Annotated in this window: 16 protein-coding genes; 9 read left to right on the top strand and 7 right to left on the bottom strand. The window is 68.6% G+C overall.

Annotation, left to right across the window (positions count from 1 at the left end):
• Positions 1-6 precede the first annotated feature (6 nt).
• Complete coding sequence (locus QE397_RS13290; protein ID WP_307095246.1) at positions 7-1548, top strand: AMP-binding protein; 1542 nt, start codon at positions 7-9, stop codon at positions 1546-1548.
• An 81-nt stretch (positions 1549-1629) separates the two neighbouring features.
• Positions 1630-2241, top strand: coding sequence for a vitamin K epoxide reductase family protein (locus QE397_RS13285; RefSeq protein ID WP_082544607.1), 612 nt, complete (start codon positions 1630-1632; stop codon positions 2239-2241).
• 37 nt (positions 2242-2278) lie between these two features.
• Here the strand turns inward: QE397_RS13285 and QE397_RS13280 are convergent, their stop codons facing one another.
• Together QE397_RS13280 and QE397_RS13275 are read right to left on the bottom strand one after the other, a co-directional pair.
• Positions 2279-3031 (bottom strand): GAF and ANTAR domain-containing protein, encoded by a 753-nt coding sequence (locus QE397_RS13280; protein ID WP_222638273.1) that lies wholly within the window; start codon positions 3029-3031, stop codon positions 2279-2281.
• A 48-nt stretch (positions 3032-3079) separates the two neighbouring features.
• A complete protein-coding gene (locus tag QE397_RS13275) occupies positions 3080-4534 on the bottom strand; it encodes an MDR family MFS transporter (RefSeq protein ID WP_307095244.1) in 1455 nt (484 codons plus the stop codon).
• A gap of 112 nt (positions 4535-4646) precedes the next feature.
• Here QE397_RS13275 and QE397_RS13270 point away from each other — a divergent pair, with 112 nt between their 5' ends.
• Positions 4647-5303 carry a TetR/AcrR family transcriptional regulator gene (locus QE397_RS13270; RefSeq protein WP_235578814.1) on the top strand — a complete coding sequence of 219 codons (657 nt, stop codon included), beginning with the start codon at positions 4647-4649 and terminating at the stop codon, positions 5301-5303.
• Here the strand turns inward: QE397_RS13270 and QE397_RS13265 are convergent.
• On the bottom strand, positions 5293-6270 hold the full coding sequence (locus QE397_RS13265) for a LacI family DNA-binding transcriptional regulator (protein WP_307095242.1): 978 nt from the start codon (positions 6268-6270) through the stop codon (positions 5293-5295). The two genes, QE397_RS13270 and QE397_RS13265, sit on opposite strands and share 11 nt — an antisense overlap.
• 126 nt (positions 6271-6396) lie before the next feature.
• On the opposite strand from QE397_RS13265, the gene QE397_RS13260 reads away from it, so the two are divergent.
• Together QE397_RS13260 and QE397_RS13255 are read left to right on the top strand one after the other, a co-directional pair.
• Entirely contained in the window at positions 6397-7443 is a 1047-nt protein-coding gene (locus QE397_RS13260; RefSeq protein WP_222638271.1) for a Gfo/Idh/MocA family oxidoreductase, read from the top strand.
• The gene (locus QE397_RS13255) at positions 7440-8219 is read left to right on the top strand and encodes a TIM barrel protein (RefSeq protein WP_027504036.1); all 780 of its coding nucleotides are present in this window, start codon (positions 7440-7442) and stop codon (positions 8217-8219) included. Before QE397_RS13260 ends, QE397_RS13255 begins: the two co-directional genes overlap by 4 nt.
• Before the next feature lie 7 nt (positions 8220-8226).
• Here QE397_RS13255 and QE397_RS13250 read toward each other — a convergent pair whose 3' ends face one another.
• Positions 8227-8994, bottom strand: coding sequence for an ANTAR domain-containing protein (locus QE397_RS13250; RefSeq protein ID WP_307095239.1), 768 nt, complete (start codon positions 8992-8994; stop codon positions 8227-8229).
• 59 nt (positions 8995-9053) lie between these two features.
• Positions 9054-10517: a helix-turn-helix domain-containing protein gene (locus tag QE397_RS13245; protein WP_307095238.1), complete on the bottom strand. Its 1464-nt coding sequence runs from the start codon at positions 10515-10517 to the stop codon at positions 9054-9056.
• Between the two features lie 168 nt (positions 10518-10685).
• Here QE397_RS13245 and QE397_RS13240 point away from each other — a divergent pair, with 168 nt between their 5' ends.
• Genes QE397_RS13240 through QE397_RS13230 form a run of 3 tightly spaced genes read left to right on the top strand, consistent with a single transcriptional unit; the run spans position 10686 to position 13507 of the window.
• The gene (locus QE397_RS13240; RefSeq protein ID WP_056447174.1) at positions 10686-11738 is read left to right on the top strand and encodes an amidohydrolase family protein; all 1053 of its coding nucleotides are present in this window, start codon (positions 10686-10688) and stop codon (positions 11736-11738) included.
• Position 11739: 1 nt separating this feature from the next.
• On the top strand, positions 11740-12444 hold the full coding sequence (locus QE397_RS13235) for an iron-sulfur cluster assembly protein (RefSeq protein ID WP_307095236.1): 705 nt from the start codon (positions 11740-11742) through the stop codon (positions 12442-12444).
• Positions 12445-12481: 37 nt separating this feature from the next.
• On the top strand, positions 12482-13507 hold the full coding sequence (locus QE397_RS13230; protein ID WP_204870263.1) for an NAD(P)-dependent alcohol dehydrogenase: 1026 nt from the start codon (positions 12482-12484) through the stop codon (positions 13505-13507).
• Between the two features lie 17 nt (positions 13508-13524).
• Here QE397_RS13230 and QE397_RS13225 read toward each other — a convergent pair whose 3' ends face one another.
• Positions 13525-14190: a 3-oxoacid CoA-transferase subunit B gene (locus tag QE397_RS13225; RefSeq protein WP_307095234.1), complete on the bottom strand. Its 666-nt coding sequence runs from the start codon at positions 14188-14190 to the stop codon at positions 13525-13527.
• Positions 14187-14951: a CoA transferase subunit A gene (locus QE397_RS13220; RefSeq protein ID WP_056447180.1), complete on the bottom strand. Its 765-nt coding sequence runs from the start codon at positions 14949-14951 to the stop codon at positions 14187-14189. The genes QE397_RS13225 and QE397_RS13220 overlap by 4 nt, the downstream gene beginning before the upstream one ends.
• Positions 14952-15144: 193 nt before the next feature.
• Here QE397_RS13220 and QE397_RS13215 point away from each other — a divergent pair, with 193 nt between their 5' ends.
• Positions 15145-15897 carry an IclR family transcriptional regulator gene (locus QE397_RS13215; RefSeq protein ID WP_222650193.1) on the top strand — a complete coding sequence of 251 codons (753 nt, stop codon included), beginning with the start codon at positions 15145-15147 and terminating at the stop codon, positions 15895-15897.
• The last annotated feature ends 354 nt before the right edge of the window (positions 15898-16251 follow it).

Here is a 16251-nt window from a genome sequence, read left to right as displayed (position 1 = left end):
GGTCGAATGTTCGTCCCGTTCAGTGTCACCGACTTCCTCGACCGCGCCGCCGCCGTGTACGGAGACCGGGTCGGGTTCGTCGACGAGCCCGATCAGCCCGCTCCGAGCCTCGGATCGCCGACCTATGCCGAGATGGCGGACCTCGCCCGGCGGCAGGCCGCGAAACTCGACGATCTGAGTATCGAGCATGGCGATCGAGTGGCGATCGTCAGCCACAACGCGGGCCGTCTGCTCACGTCGTTCTACGGAATCAGTGGCTGGGGCCGCGTCATCGTTCCCGTCAATTTTCGACTCCGGCCGGACGAGGTGCGGTACATCGTCGAGGACTCCGGTGCGCGCGTGCTCTACATCGATCCGGAGCTGAAGGACTCGCTCGGCGACGTCGAGTGCGAACACGTCGTCGTTCTCGGTGACGACGAGAATCTGTACGCTCCGCCGGGATCCACTCCGGCACCGTGGGATCCGGACGAGAACGCGACCGCTGCCATCAACTACACGTCGGGGACCACGGCTCGCCCCAAGGGTGTCCAGATCACGCACCGCAACATCTGGGTCAACGCGGTCACCTTCGGCATGCACGTCGGCGTCAGCGATCGCGACGTCTACCTCCACACCCTGCCCATGTTCCACGCGAACGGCTGGGGACAGCCGTTCGCGATGACGGGAGTCGGTGCGCAGCACATCGTCCTGCGCAAGGTCGACGGCGCCGAGATCCTACGCCGCGTGCGCGATCACGGCGTGACGGTGATGTGTGCGGCCCCCGCCGTCGCGGCAGCCGTGCTCGATGCCGCGCAGTCGTGGGAGGGCGAGATCCCCGGCCGGGATCGGGTGCGCATCATCATGGCCGGTGCGCCGCCACCGACGAAGACCGTTGCGCGCGTGGAGCGTGAACTGGGGTGGGAGTTCATCCAGATCTACGGGCTCACCGAGACGTCCCCTCTGCTGACCGTCAACCGCACTCGCCAGGAGTGGGACGATCTGGAACCCGAGGAGCGTGCCGCGAAGCTCACTCGGGCCGGCGCCCCCGCACTGGGTGTCCGACTCGACGTCGACCCGACCGGCGAGGTGTTGGCGAGATCCAACGTCGTCATGGAGGGCTACTGGGGGCGGCCCGAGGAGAGCGCCAGAACGCTGGACGGCGGCTGGTTCCACACCGGTGACGGCGGCCTCATCGGCGACGACGGCTATCTCACCATCGCCGACCGCAAGAAGGACGTGATCATCACCGGCGGCGAGAACGTCTCGTCCATCGAGGTCGAGGACTGCCTCTTCTCCCATCCCTCGGTGAGCGAGGTCGCCGTCATCGGGGTGCCGAGCGAGAAGTGGGGCGAGACGATCAAGGCCTTGGTGGTGCTCGCGCCGGACGTGGACGCCGGCCCGGAGACGGAGGTCGACCTCATCGCGTGGTGCAAGCAGCGACTGGCCGGGTACAAGGCGCCGACCACCGTGGAGTTCCGGGACGAGCTGGCGCGCACGGCCACCGGCAAGCTGCAGAAGTTCAAGTTACGCACGCCCTACTGGGACGGGATGGACCGCGAGGTCAACTGACTCGCCGGAGCCGATCTCTCAGGGAGGCTGTTTACACTCGGGGACTCGACCACTCTCCGACTCTCCGACGGGATCCCACCGATGACGATGTCCTCGCTGTCCGACGACGACGTCGACGTGGACCGTCCGTCTCGCGGAACCCCGGCGCGCGTGCTGCCGTGGGTCCTGCTGATCGGCGGGGTCGTCGGATTCGCGGCCGCCTGTGTGCTGACCTACGAGAAGATACGACTGACGGCGGACCCGTCGTACGCGCCGACGTGCAACCTCAACGCCGTGGTCAACTGCGGCTCGGTCATGGCATCACGCCAGGCGGCCGTCCTCGGATTCCCCAACTCCTTCATGGGGGTGGGCGGCTTCGCCATCGTCGCCATGGTGGGCGTCGCCCTGCTGATGCGCACGCGTCTCGATCGGTGGTTCTGGGCAGGGCTGCAGGTGGGGGTCACCGCGGCCGTCGCCTTCGTGCACTGGCTCATCGTGCAGAGCCTGTACGAGATCGGTGCGCTCTGCCCGTACTGCATGGTGGTGTGGGCCGTCACGGTGCCCGTCTTCTGGTACGTGACGGTGGTGAACGTGTCGGCTCTGGCGGGACCGGGCCGGACGAGAGACCTGCTGACGCGGTACCACGCCGTCCCCCTCGTCCTCTGGTATCTCGTGCTGGCAGGACTTGTCGTGCAGAGGTTCGTGCTCGGCTGACCACGCCCTCCGGCTCCGGCTGACCGCACCCCGTGCGTCAGGTGGGGCGTGCGCCGGTCATCTCGGCCGGCGCGACGTCCGTCACCGACGACACGAATTCGCGGGCGATGTCCCGCAGTCGGCGGTTGGTGCGCTGCGACTCGGTCGAGAGCACCTCGAACGCCGCGGCGTCGTCGATGCCGCGCAGGGCCATGAGGATGCCCTTGGCCTGCTCGATGGGTGCGCGGTGGGCCATGGCATCGCGGAGGCCGTCGACGGTGGTCGAGAGGTCGCGGTGCTGGTCATCGCGCTCCAGCGCGTCCGAGACGGCGCCGACCAGCGTGCTGAGAACCTGACGGTCCAGGTCGTCGAACGAGTGCGGGGTGTGGGCGAAGAGGGTGAGCGAACCGATGGTGCGGTCACCCACCCGCACCGGGGTGCACATCATCGCGGCGATCCCCGCGGCGCGCGCAGTGGTGCCGAATTCCGGCCACCGGGCGTCTCCCGCCTCGCAGTCGACCAGCACCGTCTCGCCCTCGCGAGCGGCGTGCAGGCACGGACCGCTGTCCGAGTCGTACTGCTCGAGGTCGATGGCGGAGACGGTGGCCGACGACGTCGCGGCCGCGAAGGGTGCGCCGTTCAGCTCGACGGTGACTCCGCACATGTCCGTGTCGGGGATGCACGCGCAGGCGGCGTCGACCAGCCGGTGCATCAACTCCGCAGCATGGTCGTCGTCGGTGCCCGCCGCGCTCAACGAGCGGACGGCGTTACCGATCACGACCGCGAGCGGCAAGGAGTCAGAGGAGTTCACGGCACCATTGCACCACGACGGGGCGACAACCTTCCGGCAACGACCAGGTCACCCCCGGTCGGCCGCAGGCGTACGGATGAAGAACGAGGCGCCCACTGCCAGCAGGGACACGGCACCGCCGCACAGGAACGCGGTGTGGATCCCCGACTGCTGCGCCGCCACGTCGCCCACGCCACCGGCCAGTCGGGAGGCCGCAGCGGTGGACATCACGGTCACGAACAGCGCGGTGCCGGCCGCTCCCGCCAACTGCTGCACGGTGTTGAAGATCGCGCTGCCGTGCGAGTACAACTGCGGCGGAACCGAACCCAGTGAGGAGGTCATCAGCGGAGTCATGATCAGAGCGAGTCCGACGCTGAGCAGCGAGTGGATCGCGACGACCACGGGGAGGGCGGTGTCGGCCGTGAGGATCGTCATCGACCACAGTGCGGCGCTGACGACGACGGCGCCCGGGACCACCAGTGGGCGGGGGCCGACCCGGTCGAAGACCCGTCCGACGACGGGAGCGAGACCGCCCATGATCAGACCGCCGGGAAGGAGCATCAGGCCCGTGGTCAACGTGTCCAGCCCGCGGACGTTCTGCAGATACATCGGCAGCAGGATGAGGGCACCGAACAGCGCCATCATGCTGATGGAGAGCATGCCCAGGCCGATGCTGAACGTGGGGGTGCGCAGCGGACGCAGGTCGAGCAGGGCCCGGCCCGAGTCCTGACGAGCGATCTGCCGGAGGACGAACACGACCAGTGCGACGACGCCGACACCCAACGGGATCCACACGGGGACCGCGGTGCCCTCGGCGGCGTGACCCAGGCTGCCGAGTCCGTACACGATGCCGCCGAACGCCAGCGCGGACAGCACCACCGAGACGGCGTCGAACGGGGCCACCGTGCTCGCCGCGGTGGCGTTCTCCACCAGGCGGGATCCGATCGCGAAGGCCAGCAACGCGATCGGGAGCACGAGCCAGAACATCCACCGCCAGTCGAGTGCACTGAGGATGACACCCGAGATGGTCGGCCCCACGGCCGGAGCCACGGCGATGACGATGGAGATGACGCCCATCATGCGGCCGCGCCGATCGGCGGGAACCAGTCGCAGCACGGTCGTCATCAGCAGGGGAAGCATGATCGCCGTGCCGCCTGCCTGGACGACTCGACCGGTGAGCAGCAGCGGGAAGCCGGGCGCCGACGCGGCGAGAACGGTGCCCACGGAGAACAGCGACATCGCCGCGAAGAAGACCTGGCGGAGAGTGAAGCGCTGGAAGAGGAAGCCCGTGGTCGGGATGACGATGGCCATGGTCAGGAGGAAGCCGGTGGTGAGCCACTGCGCGGTGCCGGCGTCGATGGCGAGATCGACCATCAGGGTGGGCAGCGCGACGCTCATGATCGTCTCGTTGAGGATCATGACGAATGCCGACACCACGAGCACCGCGATCAACAGCCGTCTGCTCCGTGGCAGAGGCCCGTCCGTGACGCGCGGCGCGTCCACCTCTGTCTGCTGAACCTGCATCGTCGTGGGGCCTCTCTGTCGTTCGGTGTGGTAACAGTGTCTTCCTGCATGACAGTCACGGTCAAACTGGTTGTTTATGTAGGGTGACGGCCATTCGGAGAGGAGTGATGTCGTGAGTGGAGACGGCTCGACCGAGGTGGCGGCGACACCGGTGCCCGATCTGCGGGAACGTCGGCGTCGCGACATGTGTTCCGAGATCTCACTGGCGGCGCTGGAACTCTTCGAGCGTCAGGGATTCGCGTCCACCACCGTCGGCGACATCGCTCGCGACGCGGGTATCTCGCAGAGCACGTACTTCCGTCACTTCCCCACGAAGGAGCAGTCCGTCGTCGGCTTCGATGCCGGGCTCGAGCGCGAGATCCTGGCGTGGGTGACCGAGGCCGACCTCGCGGGTGTCGGTCTGGCCGGCATCGAGGACATCGTGGAGCGGTTCCTCCGGCGCATGAGTGCGGCGAACACTGCGTCGTCCGACCGCGTGATGCGCATCCGTCGGCTGATCGTGTCGGATGCGCACCTACGGTCCGCGGCGATCGCCCTCGACGAAGTGGTCATCGCTCGCCTGGCCGACGCGCTGGCGGCGCGAGTTCCGCGATCGCCCTCCCGCCTGACCGCCGAGACGGCGATCATGACCGTCCGGGTCGCGTTCGACTCGTGGGCGGCGCGCGTGGACGACGGGGATCAGGACGCCGACCTGGCGGAGATCTATCGCGTCGCGTGCCGTGATCTGCGGACCGTCGTGACCGGTGCCGCCCCGGACGTCACGACGTAGCCCTCGGTGCGCCGGTGGTCGACCGTGACACCAGGCTGGGCGTCAGCACGACGCTCGGCGCACTGTCGTCGACGGTGAGGGTGAGTGCGGCGTCCACCGCCGCGTCGGCCAGGCTCTCGGCGTCCTGGGACACCGTGGTGAGTGCGACGTGGTCCAGTCCGGCGACGCGCGAGTCGTCGTACCCGATCACCGACATGTCCCGCGGCACGGCGAGTCCGCGAGCGACCAGTGCGGCGAGAACGCCTGTGGCGCACCGGTCGTTGAAGGCGATCACGGCGGTGGGAGGGTGCTCGGTGTCGAGGAGTCCCTCGACTGCTCGCGCTCCGTCGTCCTCCGTGAGGCCGCCCCGCACCACCTCGGCTCGGGCGTCGTCGATGTGGGACAGTGCGTCCAGGAAACCGGCGGATCGGTCCTCGCTGCCCGGTGCGCCGTCGCCGTCGACGAAGGCGATGCGACGATGGCCGAGCTCCTCGAGATGCCGTACCGCCAGCGTGATGCCGGCGACGTCGTCGCTGCGCACCGTCACCGTGTCCGGGGTGTCGACACGGCGAGCGACGACGACGGTGGGAACGGTGCGGGCGAGCGCGGCCAGCTCGTCCTCCGGCAGTCGGCTGCCGAGGAGGATCGTTGCCTCGCAGCGATCGTGACGGAGGGAGTCGATGGCCGCTGTCTCACCTCTGCTGGGTGCGACGGCGCTGAGAGCCACCTCGTAGCCCCGTCGAGCCGCGGCGGTATAGACGTGTTCGACCAGATCCCCGTGGAACGGTTGTTGCAGCTCGAAGACGACCCCGAGAAGCCGGGAGTGCGACTGCCGCAGACTGCTCGCCCGTCGATCGCGGACGTATCCCAGTTCGTCGGCGATCTCGCGTACCCGTGCGCGGGTCGCGTCGCTGGCACCGGGGGAGTCGCGGAAGACGATGGACACCAGGGCGGTGGAGACTCCCGCCGCCCGTGCCACGTCGGTCATCGTAACGGGACGCTCGGTTCGTCTCCTGGTGGTCACGCACCGATCGTACGGGGGTGTTGACGCCGGCGTCTAGTACGTTCTAGCCTCTGCGAACAGGCAAACTAGAACGTACTAGTAGAAGGCGTCATGGCAGTCGATCGTTCGGAGGTGGTGGGCATCGCGGTGCTCGGTGCGGGTAGGATCGGCGCCAACCACGCCGAGATCGTCGCGCGCCGGGTACCGGGTGCCGCACTGCGGGCAGTGGCGGATCCGGTGCCCGGCGCCGCCGACAGGCTCGCCGGGGAACTCGGTGCACCGACGGCGTCCACCGACATTCACGAGACCCTGCGGCGTGACGACGTCGACGCGGTCGTGATCTCCGCCCCCGCGCGGAGTCACACCGAACTCGTCGTCGCGGCCGCGGAGGCCGGGAAGCACGTGTTCGTCGAGAAGCCGATGGCCGTGACCCTCGAGGACGCGGACCGCGCCATCGCCGCCGCACGGGCCGCGGGAGTGACACTCCAGGTGGGCTTCAACCGACGCTTCGCACCGGGATTCGCGGCGGCACGTCGGGCCGTCGACGAGGGCAGGATCGGTACGCCCCAGCTGCTGCGGTCGCTCACCCGTGATCCCGGCCCGTGGGGTGGAGATCCGAGCCGCGTTCCAGCGTGGACCATCTTCCTGGAGACGCTGATCCACGACTTCGACACGCTGTGTTTCCTCAACCCGGGAGCCGCTCCGGTGCGCGTGCACGCCATGGCCGACGCGTTGATCCGGCCCGAGGCCAGGGACGACGGCTTCCTCGACACCGCCGTCGTCACCATCGCGTTCGACAACGGCGCCCTCGCGACGGCCGAGGCCAACTTCTCCGCGCTGTACGGCTACGACGTCCGCGGAGAGGTGTTCGGATCCGGCGGCATGATCACTGCCGGCACCGCGGCGTCGAGCGACATGACCCTGTACGACGCTCGCGGGATCACCGTGGACACCGCCCGTCGCGACACCGATCTGCTGCGCGAGGCCTACATCGGAGAATTCACCGCGTTCGTGTCCTCGGTCCGCGACTCGACGCCCGCGGTCGTCGGTGGAGCCGACGCACGGGTAGCCCTGTCGATCGCGCTCGCCGCGATCGAGAGCGTGCGGTCCGGCGCCGCGGTCACCGTCGCGGATCTCGACTCGGACGGTGTCCGATGACGTACACGCTGGCGGCCAGCGCCGAGATGCTCCACCTCGATCTGCCGTTCGTCGATCGGGTCCGACGGATCGCGGACCGCGGCCTGCAGGTCGAGATCTGGAACTGGTCGACGAAGAACATCGACGATCTGCGGGCCACGGGTGCCCGGTTCTCCTCGATGACCGGGTACCTGAGCGGAAGCCTCACCGACCCGGACGGCATCGACGAGTTGCTCCGCACCGCCGCGGAGTCGCTGCGCGTGGCCGATCGGCTCGACTGCCCGCGCCTGAATCTGCACGGCACAGGTCTCGATTCCGAGGGGTTGCCGGTCCACCCCGAGCACACGGTGACCCCCGACATGTGGCTCCGGGCGGCCGACACACTGCGCCGGGTCGCGGAGCTGGGCGAGCGTGCCGGTCGCGTGTTCACCCTCGAGAACCTCAACACCGCGGTCGATCACCCCGGTACACCGTTCGCCACCGCGGCGGACACGCTCGCACTCGTGTCCGCGGTGGACAGTGCGGCCCTGCGCCTGAATCTGGACCTGTACCACGCTCAGATCGGCGAGGGGAACCTCATCGAGACGGTGCGGCGCTCGCTTCCCTGGATCGGCGAGATCCAGGTGGCCGACGTTCCGGGGCGCTGCGAACCGGGCACCGGGGAGATTGCCTACCCGGTCGTCGCCGCCGCACTGCGCGAGATGGGGTACGACGGTGTGGTCGGTCTCGAGGGGTGGGCACGCGCCGATCCCGACGAGGCACTCGACGCCTTCGAGGCGGCGTTCACGGCGCCGTGATCGTCGGTCAGCTGTCCTCGGTGATCCGGCGGGCCACGTCGACGAGTGGCAGTTCCACTGCGGCAGCGGCTTTCTCGAGTAGTGCTCGGGCCTCGCCCATGTCGAGATCGTCCCGCACCATGAGGATGCCGACCGCGATGCCGACGACCCGGCGGTCCGCCATGGCCGCACCGATCCGTCGGACTCCGGCGACGAGGTCGCGCCCGCGGCCGTAGGACCACAGGGCGGTGTCGAGGTGGTCCACGAGGACGCACACCAGATCGTCCTCGTCCTCGACCTGCGCGGAGGACAGGGGAGGCCCCGCGGCGTACAGGTTGACCGATCCGGCGGCCGCCCCGTCGACGGTCAGCGCGCACGCGTGCACCCGGTCCACGCCGGCCCTCGCCGCGAGGGCGGCCAGGGGCGGCCAGAGTCGGGCCACCTCGTCGTGGGAGAAGTGCAGCGACGAGTGTGTCCGCAGCGCGCGCAGGCAGGGTCCGTCGTCGAGGTCGTACTGCTGGGCGTCGAGCGCGAACACGACGGCGTCGGTGGGGGACACGGTGAAGGGGTGGCCGTCCACCGTGGCGGTGATGCCGGCGTGCGCCACGCCGTCGAGTGATCGGACCGCCGCCGCCGCGCCCTGCTCGAGCACGACGAGCAGAGCGGCATCGTCGTCCACCGAGCCGGTCAGAAAATCGGAGACCGTGGTCGTCGCCGTCGAGTCCCGTTCGCGGGCCCGACGGAAGTGGGGGAGGTCGCGCAGTGCGAACAGACGTCGCGTGAGTTCGTCGTCCATGTCCGCGCCCCTCCCGTGAGATCGAGTCGTCCGGGACGAGACTACGCGGCCGACGTGCGTCAGCCGGGGTTCCGCGGATCGATCTTGTAGTAGGCCGTCTTGCGGTAGAGCGTGGCGCGGCTCATCCCCAGCTGACGGGCCGCCTGGCTCATCGTGACCTTGCCCGACGCGAGGACCCGCACTATCTCCCCGTGCTCGAACGCCTCGATGCTCGACAACCGGCGCGTCCGGCCCGCCAGCAGTTCGGCGGGGAGCATCGCGACGTCGACGACGTCCGCACGCGACGCGACTCGCGTGACGAGTTCGCGGAGCTCCGCCGCGCCCTGCGGCCAGTCGTGGTGCTGCAGAGCGCGTTCCGCCGCGGGGGTGATGTGCACGTCGCGTCCGCGCACCGCGCGCGCGAACTCGTGAGCCAACGGCACGACGTCGTCCGGTCGGTCCGACAGTGGGGGCAGCGACACGACCGATGCGACCGCGGAGGCGAGTGCGGCCGGGATGTCGTGCAGTCGTTCGGCGGTGACCGCGAAGGGCATCCGGGTCTCGGCGGACCGCAGCAGGTCGACGAGTGACTGCGCGGCGAAGTCGGGGAGCGTGTCGACGTCGCGCAGGACGACGACCGTGTCGGTGCGATCCGCCTCGTACGTCCACAGGTCGAGCCACGTGTCGACGTCGTCGGGTGCGGGGGCCGCTGCCGAGAGAATGCGGTGGCGCGGGAAGGCGCGCCGCGCAGCGTGCGTCACCAGCGACGAGCGGCCGGAGCCGGGGCGGCCGATCACCGCGACGGTCGATCCCGCGGCCATCGCGGAGTGAGCGTCCGCCTCCAGTCGTGACCACTCCGCGCCGAGTCGAACGCCTGTGCCGGTGGACCCGTGCTCGATACGGAAGAGGCTGCGACGCACCGTCGGTCGCTCTCGTCGACCGGTTGATCGGGACGACATCGACAGTGAGATGGTGCTCGCGGCCGACCGTGCGAGTGTGAGTAGGAGGTCGCTCGACGTCCGGGACCAGGTGGTGAGATTGACGGCACCCTGCAGACGACCCGTCGCGGGATCCAGCACCGGGGCGGCTGCGCAGGTGAAGCCGGTGAGGCTGTGGGAGTAGTGCTGTTCCGCTCGGACCAGGGTGGGTGCCAGGTCTGCCAGCGCGAGACCCAGACCGTTGGTCCCCACCTCCCGTTCCGAGTAGCCGAAACCGGGCGCGAGGTGGACGTCGTCGAGCGCGCGGAGCAACGTGTGGTCCCCGCTCAGGCGGGACAGAACGAGGCCGTCGGCGTCGGTGAGCATGAGGCCCACCGGCTCGGCGGTGAGCGTCCGCTGCAGGTCGGCGAGCACTTCGTCACCGCACTGCCGAAAGAGCGACTCCTGCCGTTCCGTCCCGGCGAAGACCGGCTCGACATGATCGACCGGGATGCCGTAGCGCCGACTCCGAAGCCAGGAGGCGCGGAGCCGAGGGGGTACCGCACCGGCGACCGCGTCCACCTCGCGGCCGGAGCCGGTCCGGTGTTCGGGGAGCTGTGCTGGCACGCGGGCGTCCTGGTGGGTCGAAGCGGGTCGGGTTGTGATCCAGGTTACAGCGCCCGAGGGGTGGTCGACCGTCTCAGATTGAGACGCCGGGGACGCCCGCTTCCCGTCCGTCGCGCCCTAGCGTCGAGCCAGTGAAGGTGACGCCAGTCACACGACGAAGGGACCTCGATGTACACCAAGGGCGACAACAGCTTCTTCATCGTCGACGCGCACGTCGCGCTGTGGGACGCGCGGCCCGAGAACCAACGCAACATCCACGGCAAGCAGTTCATCGACTGCTTCTACGACTACCACCGCAACCTGTCGCCCGAGAGCGAGCTGTGGCCGTACGACGAGTACCTCTACCAGGGCGGCGACCGCCTGATGAAGGACCTCTTCGAGGACGGTTACGTCGATCATGCGATCTTTCAGCCGGCCCACCTCGGGGAGTTCTACGTGAACGGGTTCGGGCAGACGGAGGAGGCATGGGCCCTCACGGCGCAGAATCCCGACAAGCTCACCTACAACCACCACTTCGATCCGCGCAACGGCGAGCGTGGGCTCGATCAGCTCCGCGCCGATGCCGAACGGTTCGGACTGAAGGGCGTCAAGCTCTACACGGCGGAGTGGCACGGAGACTCTCGCGGCTACAAGCTCGACGACGACTGGACCCGGCGTTACCTCGAGGTCTGCCGCGAGCTCGGGATCACCAACATCCACGTCCACAAGGGACCGACCATCAGGCCGCTCGATCGCGATGCCTTCGACGTGGCGGACGTCGATCATGTCGCCACCGACTTCACCGATCTGAACTTCGTCGTCGAGCACTGCGGTCTCCCGCGGCTCGAGGACTTCTGCTGGATCGCCACCCAGGAGCCGAACGTGCATGCCGGGCTCGCCGTCGCGATGCCGTTCATCCACTCCCGGCCGAAGTACTTCGGCCAGATCATGGGCGAGTTGCTCTACTGGCTCGGCGAGGACCGGATCCAGTTCTCGTCCGACTACGCCCTCTGGACACCGCGCTGGCTGATCGAGTCGTTCGTCGACTTCCAGATCCCGGCGGAGCTGAGCGAGTACCCGGAGATCACGATGGACCAGAAGCGCAAGGTGCTGGGCCTGAACGCCGCGAAGATGTACGACATCCCGGTTCCGGCGGAGCTACAGATCGCCGATGCCGACGAGACGGCCACGGGCCCGCGCGGCGCCGACCGGGCGGCCGACGACGTTCTCGTGGGAGCGTGAGATGACCACCCGTGCCGACTCGGCGATGCGGGCTCTGGACGTGGTGATCGATCCCGAGCTCGACGAGCCGATCACCGACCTCGACTTCGTGCAGTCGCTCACCGTCTCCGAGGACCGTGACGTCGTGGTGCACCTGCGCTTGCCGACGTCCTTCTGCGCGCCGAACTTCGCCTACCTCATGGCCTCCGACGCGAAGGACGTGCTCACCGGCCTGCCCTGGACGCGGAACGTGACGGTGGAACTCGACGACCACCACGATTCACCGATCATCAACGCGGGACTCGCCGCGGACGCGGGGTACCGGGGCACCTTCGCGCACGAGGCGGAGAACGATCTGGAGGAGCTCCGGACGACGTTCCAGCGCAAGGCTCACGTCGCGGCGATGGAGCGGTGCCTGACCGCGCTGCTGAAGCGGGATCCGTCCCGGCGCATGGAGGACGTGGGAACTGTTGTGCTGGGCGATCTCCCGGACGACGACACCACCAGGGCGCTGCGGTCGCGGCGACGGTCCCTCGGCCTGGACGACGTGCCCGACAGCATCGTCATGGTCGATCACACCGGAGCCGGCTACACGCAGCTCGACGTGCCGCTCGCACTGCGTCGGGCTCGATCGACCCGCATCTCGATCGACGGCAACGCCCACTTCTGCCGGGGACTGCTCCGTACCCGCTACGACGACCCGGACCGCACGACGGTCGACGCCTGACCTTCCCGAGAAGCCGAGGAGACACATCATGAGCACCATGCGCGCAGTCCAGGTCGTGGGGTACCACGAGAAACTCCGAATGACCGAGGTGCCCGTTCCCACTCCCACGGGGCCGTTCGACGTGGTCGTCCGGATCGGTGGAGCGGGGGTGTGCCGTACCGATCTGCACATCCTCGAGGGGCAGTGGGCCGAGAAGTCGAACGTGACCCTGCCGTACACGATCGGTCACGAGAACGCCGGCTGGGTCCACGCCGTCGGTTCCGCCGTGACGAACGTGCAGGAGGGTGACAAGGTCATCGTCCACCCGCTCATCACGTGCGGGCTCTGCCGCGCCTGCCGATCCGGCGACGACGTGCACTGCGAGATCAACCAGTTCCCCGGCATCGACACGAACGGTGGCTACGCGGAGTACCTGAAGACGTCGGCACGCAGTGTGGTGAAGCTGGACGATTCGCTGGAGCCGGCGGACGTGGCTGCCCTCGCCGATGCCGGACTGACGGCCTATCACGCCGCGGCGAAGGCTTCCCGGCATCTGACTCCCCGCGACCGCGTCGTGGTGATCGGCGCAGGTGGGCTGGGGCACATCGGGATTCAGGTGCTGAAGGCGCTGACCGCGGCCGAGATCGTGGTCGTCGACCGTAACGCCGACGCGGTGAAGCTGGCCCTGTCCATCGGGGCGGATCACGGCGTCGTCGCCGACGGCACCCACATCGAGCAGGTGCTCGAGCTCACCGGCGGGCAGGGCGGCGAAGCGGTCATCGATTTCGTCGGTGAAGGCGGCGCGACGGCGGAGGGCATCGCGATGTTGCGGCAGGCGGGCAATTACCACGTCGTCGGATACGGCGAGAACATCGACGTGCCGACCATCGACATCGTGTCGTCGGAGATCAACGTCATCGGCAACCTGGTCGGGTCCTACAACGACCTGTGCGACCTCATGGCTCTCGCGGCACGCGGGTCCGTCGTTCTGCACACCGCGAAGTACGCACTCGACGACTTCCAGAGCGCCATCGACGATCTGGATGCGGGCACGGTGCGAGGGCGGGCCATCCTCACGCCGTGAGAACGGCCCGCCGCCGGTCAGTGCGTGACGAGGTCGTCGGCGTCGGTGAGGGTGGCGCCGGTGGCGTCGTGTACCTGCGCCGCCGTGACACCGGGCGCGGTCTCCCGCAGGACCAGGGAGCCGTCGCCGACGACGTCGATGACGGCGTAGTCGGTGATGACACGGTCGACGACGGCCTGACCGGTGAGGGGGAGCGTGCACGCGTCGACGATCTTGGGGTTGCCGTCCCGATCGGTGTGCTCCATGACGACGATGACGCGCGCGGCGCCGTGGACGAGGTCCATGGCGCCGCCCATGCCCTTGACCATCTTTCCCGGGACCATCCAGTTGGCGAGGTCGCCGGTCGCCGAGACCTGCATGCCGCCGAGGACGGCGGTGTCGATGTGGCTGCCGCGGATCATGCCGAAGGACAGCGCGGAGTCGAAGAACGCCGCGCCGGGCAGGGTGGTGACGGTTTCCTTGCCGGCGTTGATGAGATTCGCGTCGACCTCGTCCTCGGTGGGGTAGGGGCCGGTACCGAGGATGCCGTTCTCGGAGTGCAGCGTGACGCGGATCGCGGGATCGAGGAAGCCGGGAATCAGTGTGGGCAGCCCGATGCCGAGGTTCACGTAATCACCGTCGCGCAGTTCGGCCGCCGCGCGCCGAGCCATGTTCTCGCGGGTCCATCCGGTGTCGGTGCTCATCGTGCGTCTCCTGCGGGTCGGGTGGTGCGCTTCTCGATGCGGGGTGTCTGTGGGCCGGTCTCCACGATGCGCTGGACGAACACGCCGGGCAGGTGCACGTGCGCCGGGTCGATCTCGCCCGGTTGCACGAGATGCTCGACCTGAGCGACGGTGATGCGGCCGGCCATGGCGGCGAGCGGGTTGAAGTTCATGGCTGCCTTGTCGAAGACGAGGTTTCCGTCGGTGTCACCCAGGTGCGCGTGCACGAGCGCGAAGTCGGCGCGGATGCCCTCCTCGAGGACGTACCGCTTGTCGCCGAAGACGCGGGTCTCCTTCGGGGGGGATGCGAGTGCGACGGATCCGTCGGCGGCGTAGCGCCACGGGAGCCCGCCGTCGGCGATGGGGCTGCCGACACCGGCCGGGGTGAAGAACGCCGGGATGCCCGCGCCCCCGGCGCGTAGTCGTTCGGCGAGAGTGCCCTGGGGAGTGAGCTCGACCTCGAGCTCGCCGGACAGGTACTGCCGGGCGAATTCCTTGTTCTCGCCGACGTAGGACGCGGTGACGCGACGGATTCGGTGCGCTGCGAGCAGGATGCCGAGGCCATGGTCGTCCACTCCGCAGTTGTTGGAGAAGACCTCCAGATCGGTGACGTCGGTGGCGGCGAGGGCGTCGATCAGTGCGTCCGGGATGCCGCAGAGCCCGAAGCCGCCGACGGCCAGGGTGGCGCCGTCCGTGACGCCGCGTATCGCGTCGGCGGGGGTGGACAGGACTTCGGTGGCCACGAGTTCCTCCTGAGATCGAGTACTGATCAGATGTACGGTCCGGTGAGTGGACGTGCGCACTCTCTGCATTCGATCAGGACCACGGCGTCTTCGCAGGCGATACGGGGTCCGGACGGCGAACTGCTCGACTCGTGGAACGATCGGCGGCACGGTGTTCACTGAGTGGACACCCCGCGAGCCCTAGACTGTGGTGATGGCGGAGGCAGCGAGGTCGGTCATCGCGCGAGTCGCGGCCGTGATGCGTGCCGTCGGTGATCACGAGCCGGACGGCGCGTCGACCACCGACATCGCCAGGACCGCCGGGTTGGCGCGGCCCACCGTGCACCGGATGGTCACCGCGTTGGCGGCGGAGGGCTTCGTCGATCGGCACGAGTCGGGCCGGTGGGCGCTGGGGCCCGAGACCTTCCTTCTCGGATCGATGGCAGCGGAGCGGTACGACATCACGTCGAGCGCGGGAGACATCCTGCGCGATCTGGCCCGAACGACGGGGGAGAGCGCCTTCCTGTCGGCACGTCGGGGCGACGAGACGGTCTGCATCGCGAGCGAGGAGGGCAGTTTCCCGCTGCGCTCGCACGTCCTGCACGTCGGCCTGCGCATGCCCCTCGGAGTCGCGTCCGCCGGGTTGGTCATCCTCGCGCACCTGCCCGAACGTGAGCGGGTGGAGTACCTCGACCGTGCAGAGCTCGGCGGCTGGGGAGAACGTCACGCGCCGCGCGAGATCGCCGAACGGGTGGAACAAGTTCTGGTGCAGGGATACTCGGTGAATCCCGGGTTGTTGGTGGAAGGTAGCTGGGGTCTCGGGGCCGCGGTGTTCGATCGCCGCGACGCCCCGGCGTGGGCGCTGAGTCTGACGGGCGTCGCCGGCCGTTTCGACGATGTCCGGCGCCCTGTTCTCGGCGAACAGCTGCTGCGGGCCGCACACGCGTTGACCTCGCGTCTGCGGTGATCGGAGGTCGATGCGGCCGGTCGGACAGAACTCGGGCGGTACATCCAAGTTATTCACCCGTTATATCGTGAATGCATGTCCGATATCGTATCGATGTCGACATCAGAGTCCGAGAATCGTTGTCGCACAGAGATGTCAGTCGTCCATCACGTGATTGTCCGGACTCGACAGAATGTCGCAATTCCGGCATGCATTGACATTACCGTTATCGTCCTGTTCACTCTCATTTATGCCGTAAATCTACGTCGCATTCGACGGAGTCGGCTCGATCTCACACCTGCCCCCGCCACATCTCGGCGCCGTGGTCGTCTTCTCGGACGGTCATCGACGCGCCGACGTCGCCGGGGCGTCATC

The sequence above is a fragment of the Rhodococcus sp. SORGH_AS_0301 genome (assembly GCF_030818285.1).
Taxonomy (GTDB): Bacteria; Actinomycetota; Actinomycetes; order Mycobacteriales; family Mycobacteriaceae; genus Rhodococcoides.
The sequence above is the reverse complement of the archived record's forward strand: the minus strand, read 5'-3'. Positions and strand labels throughout refer to the sequence as shown.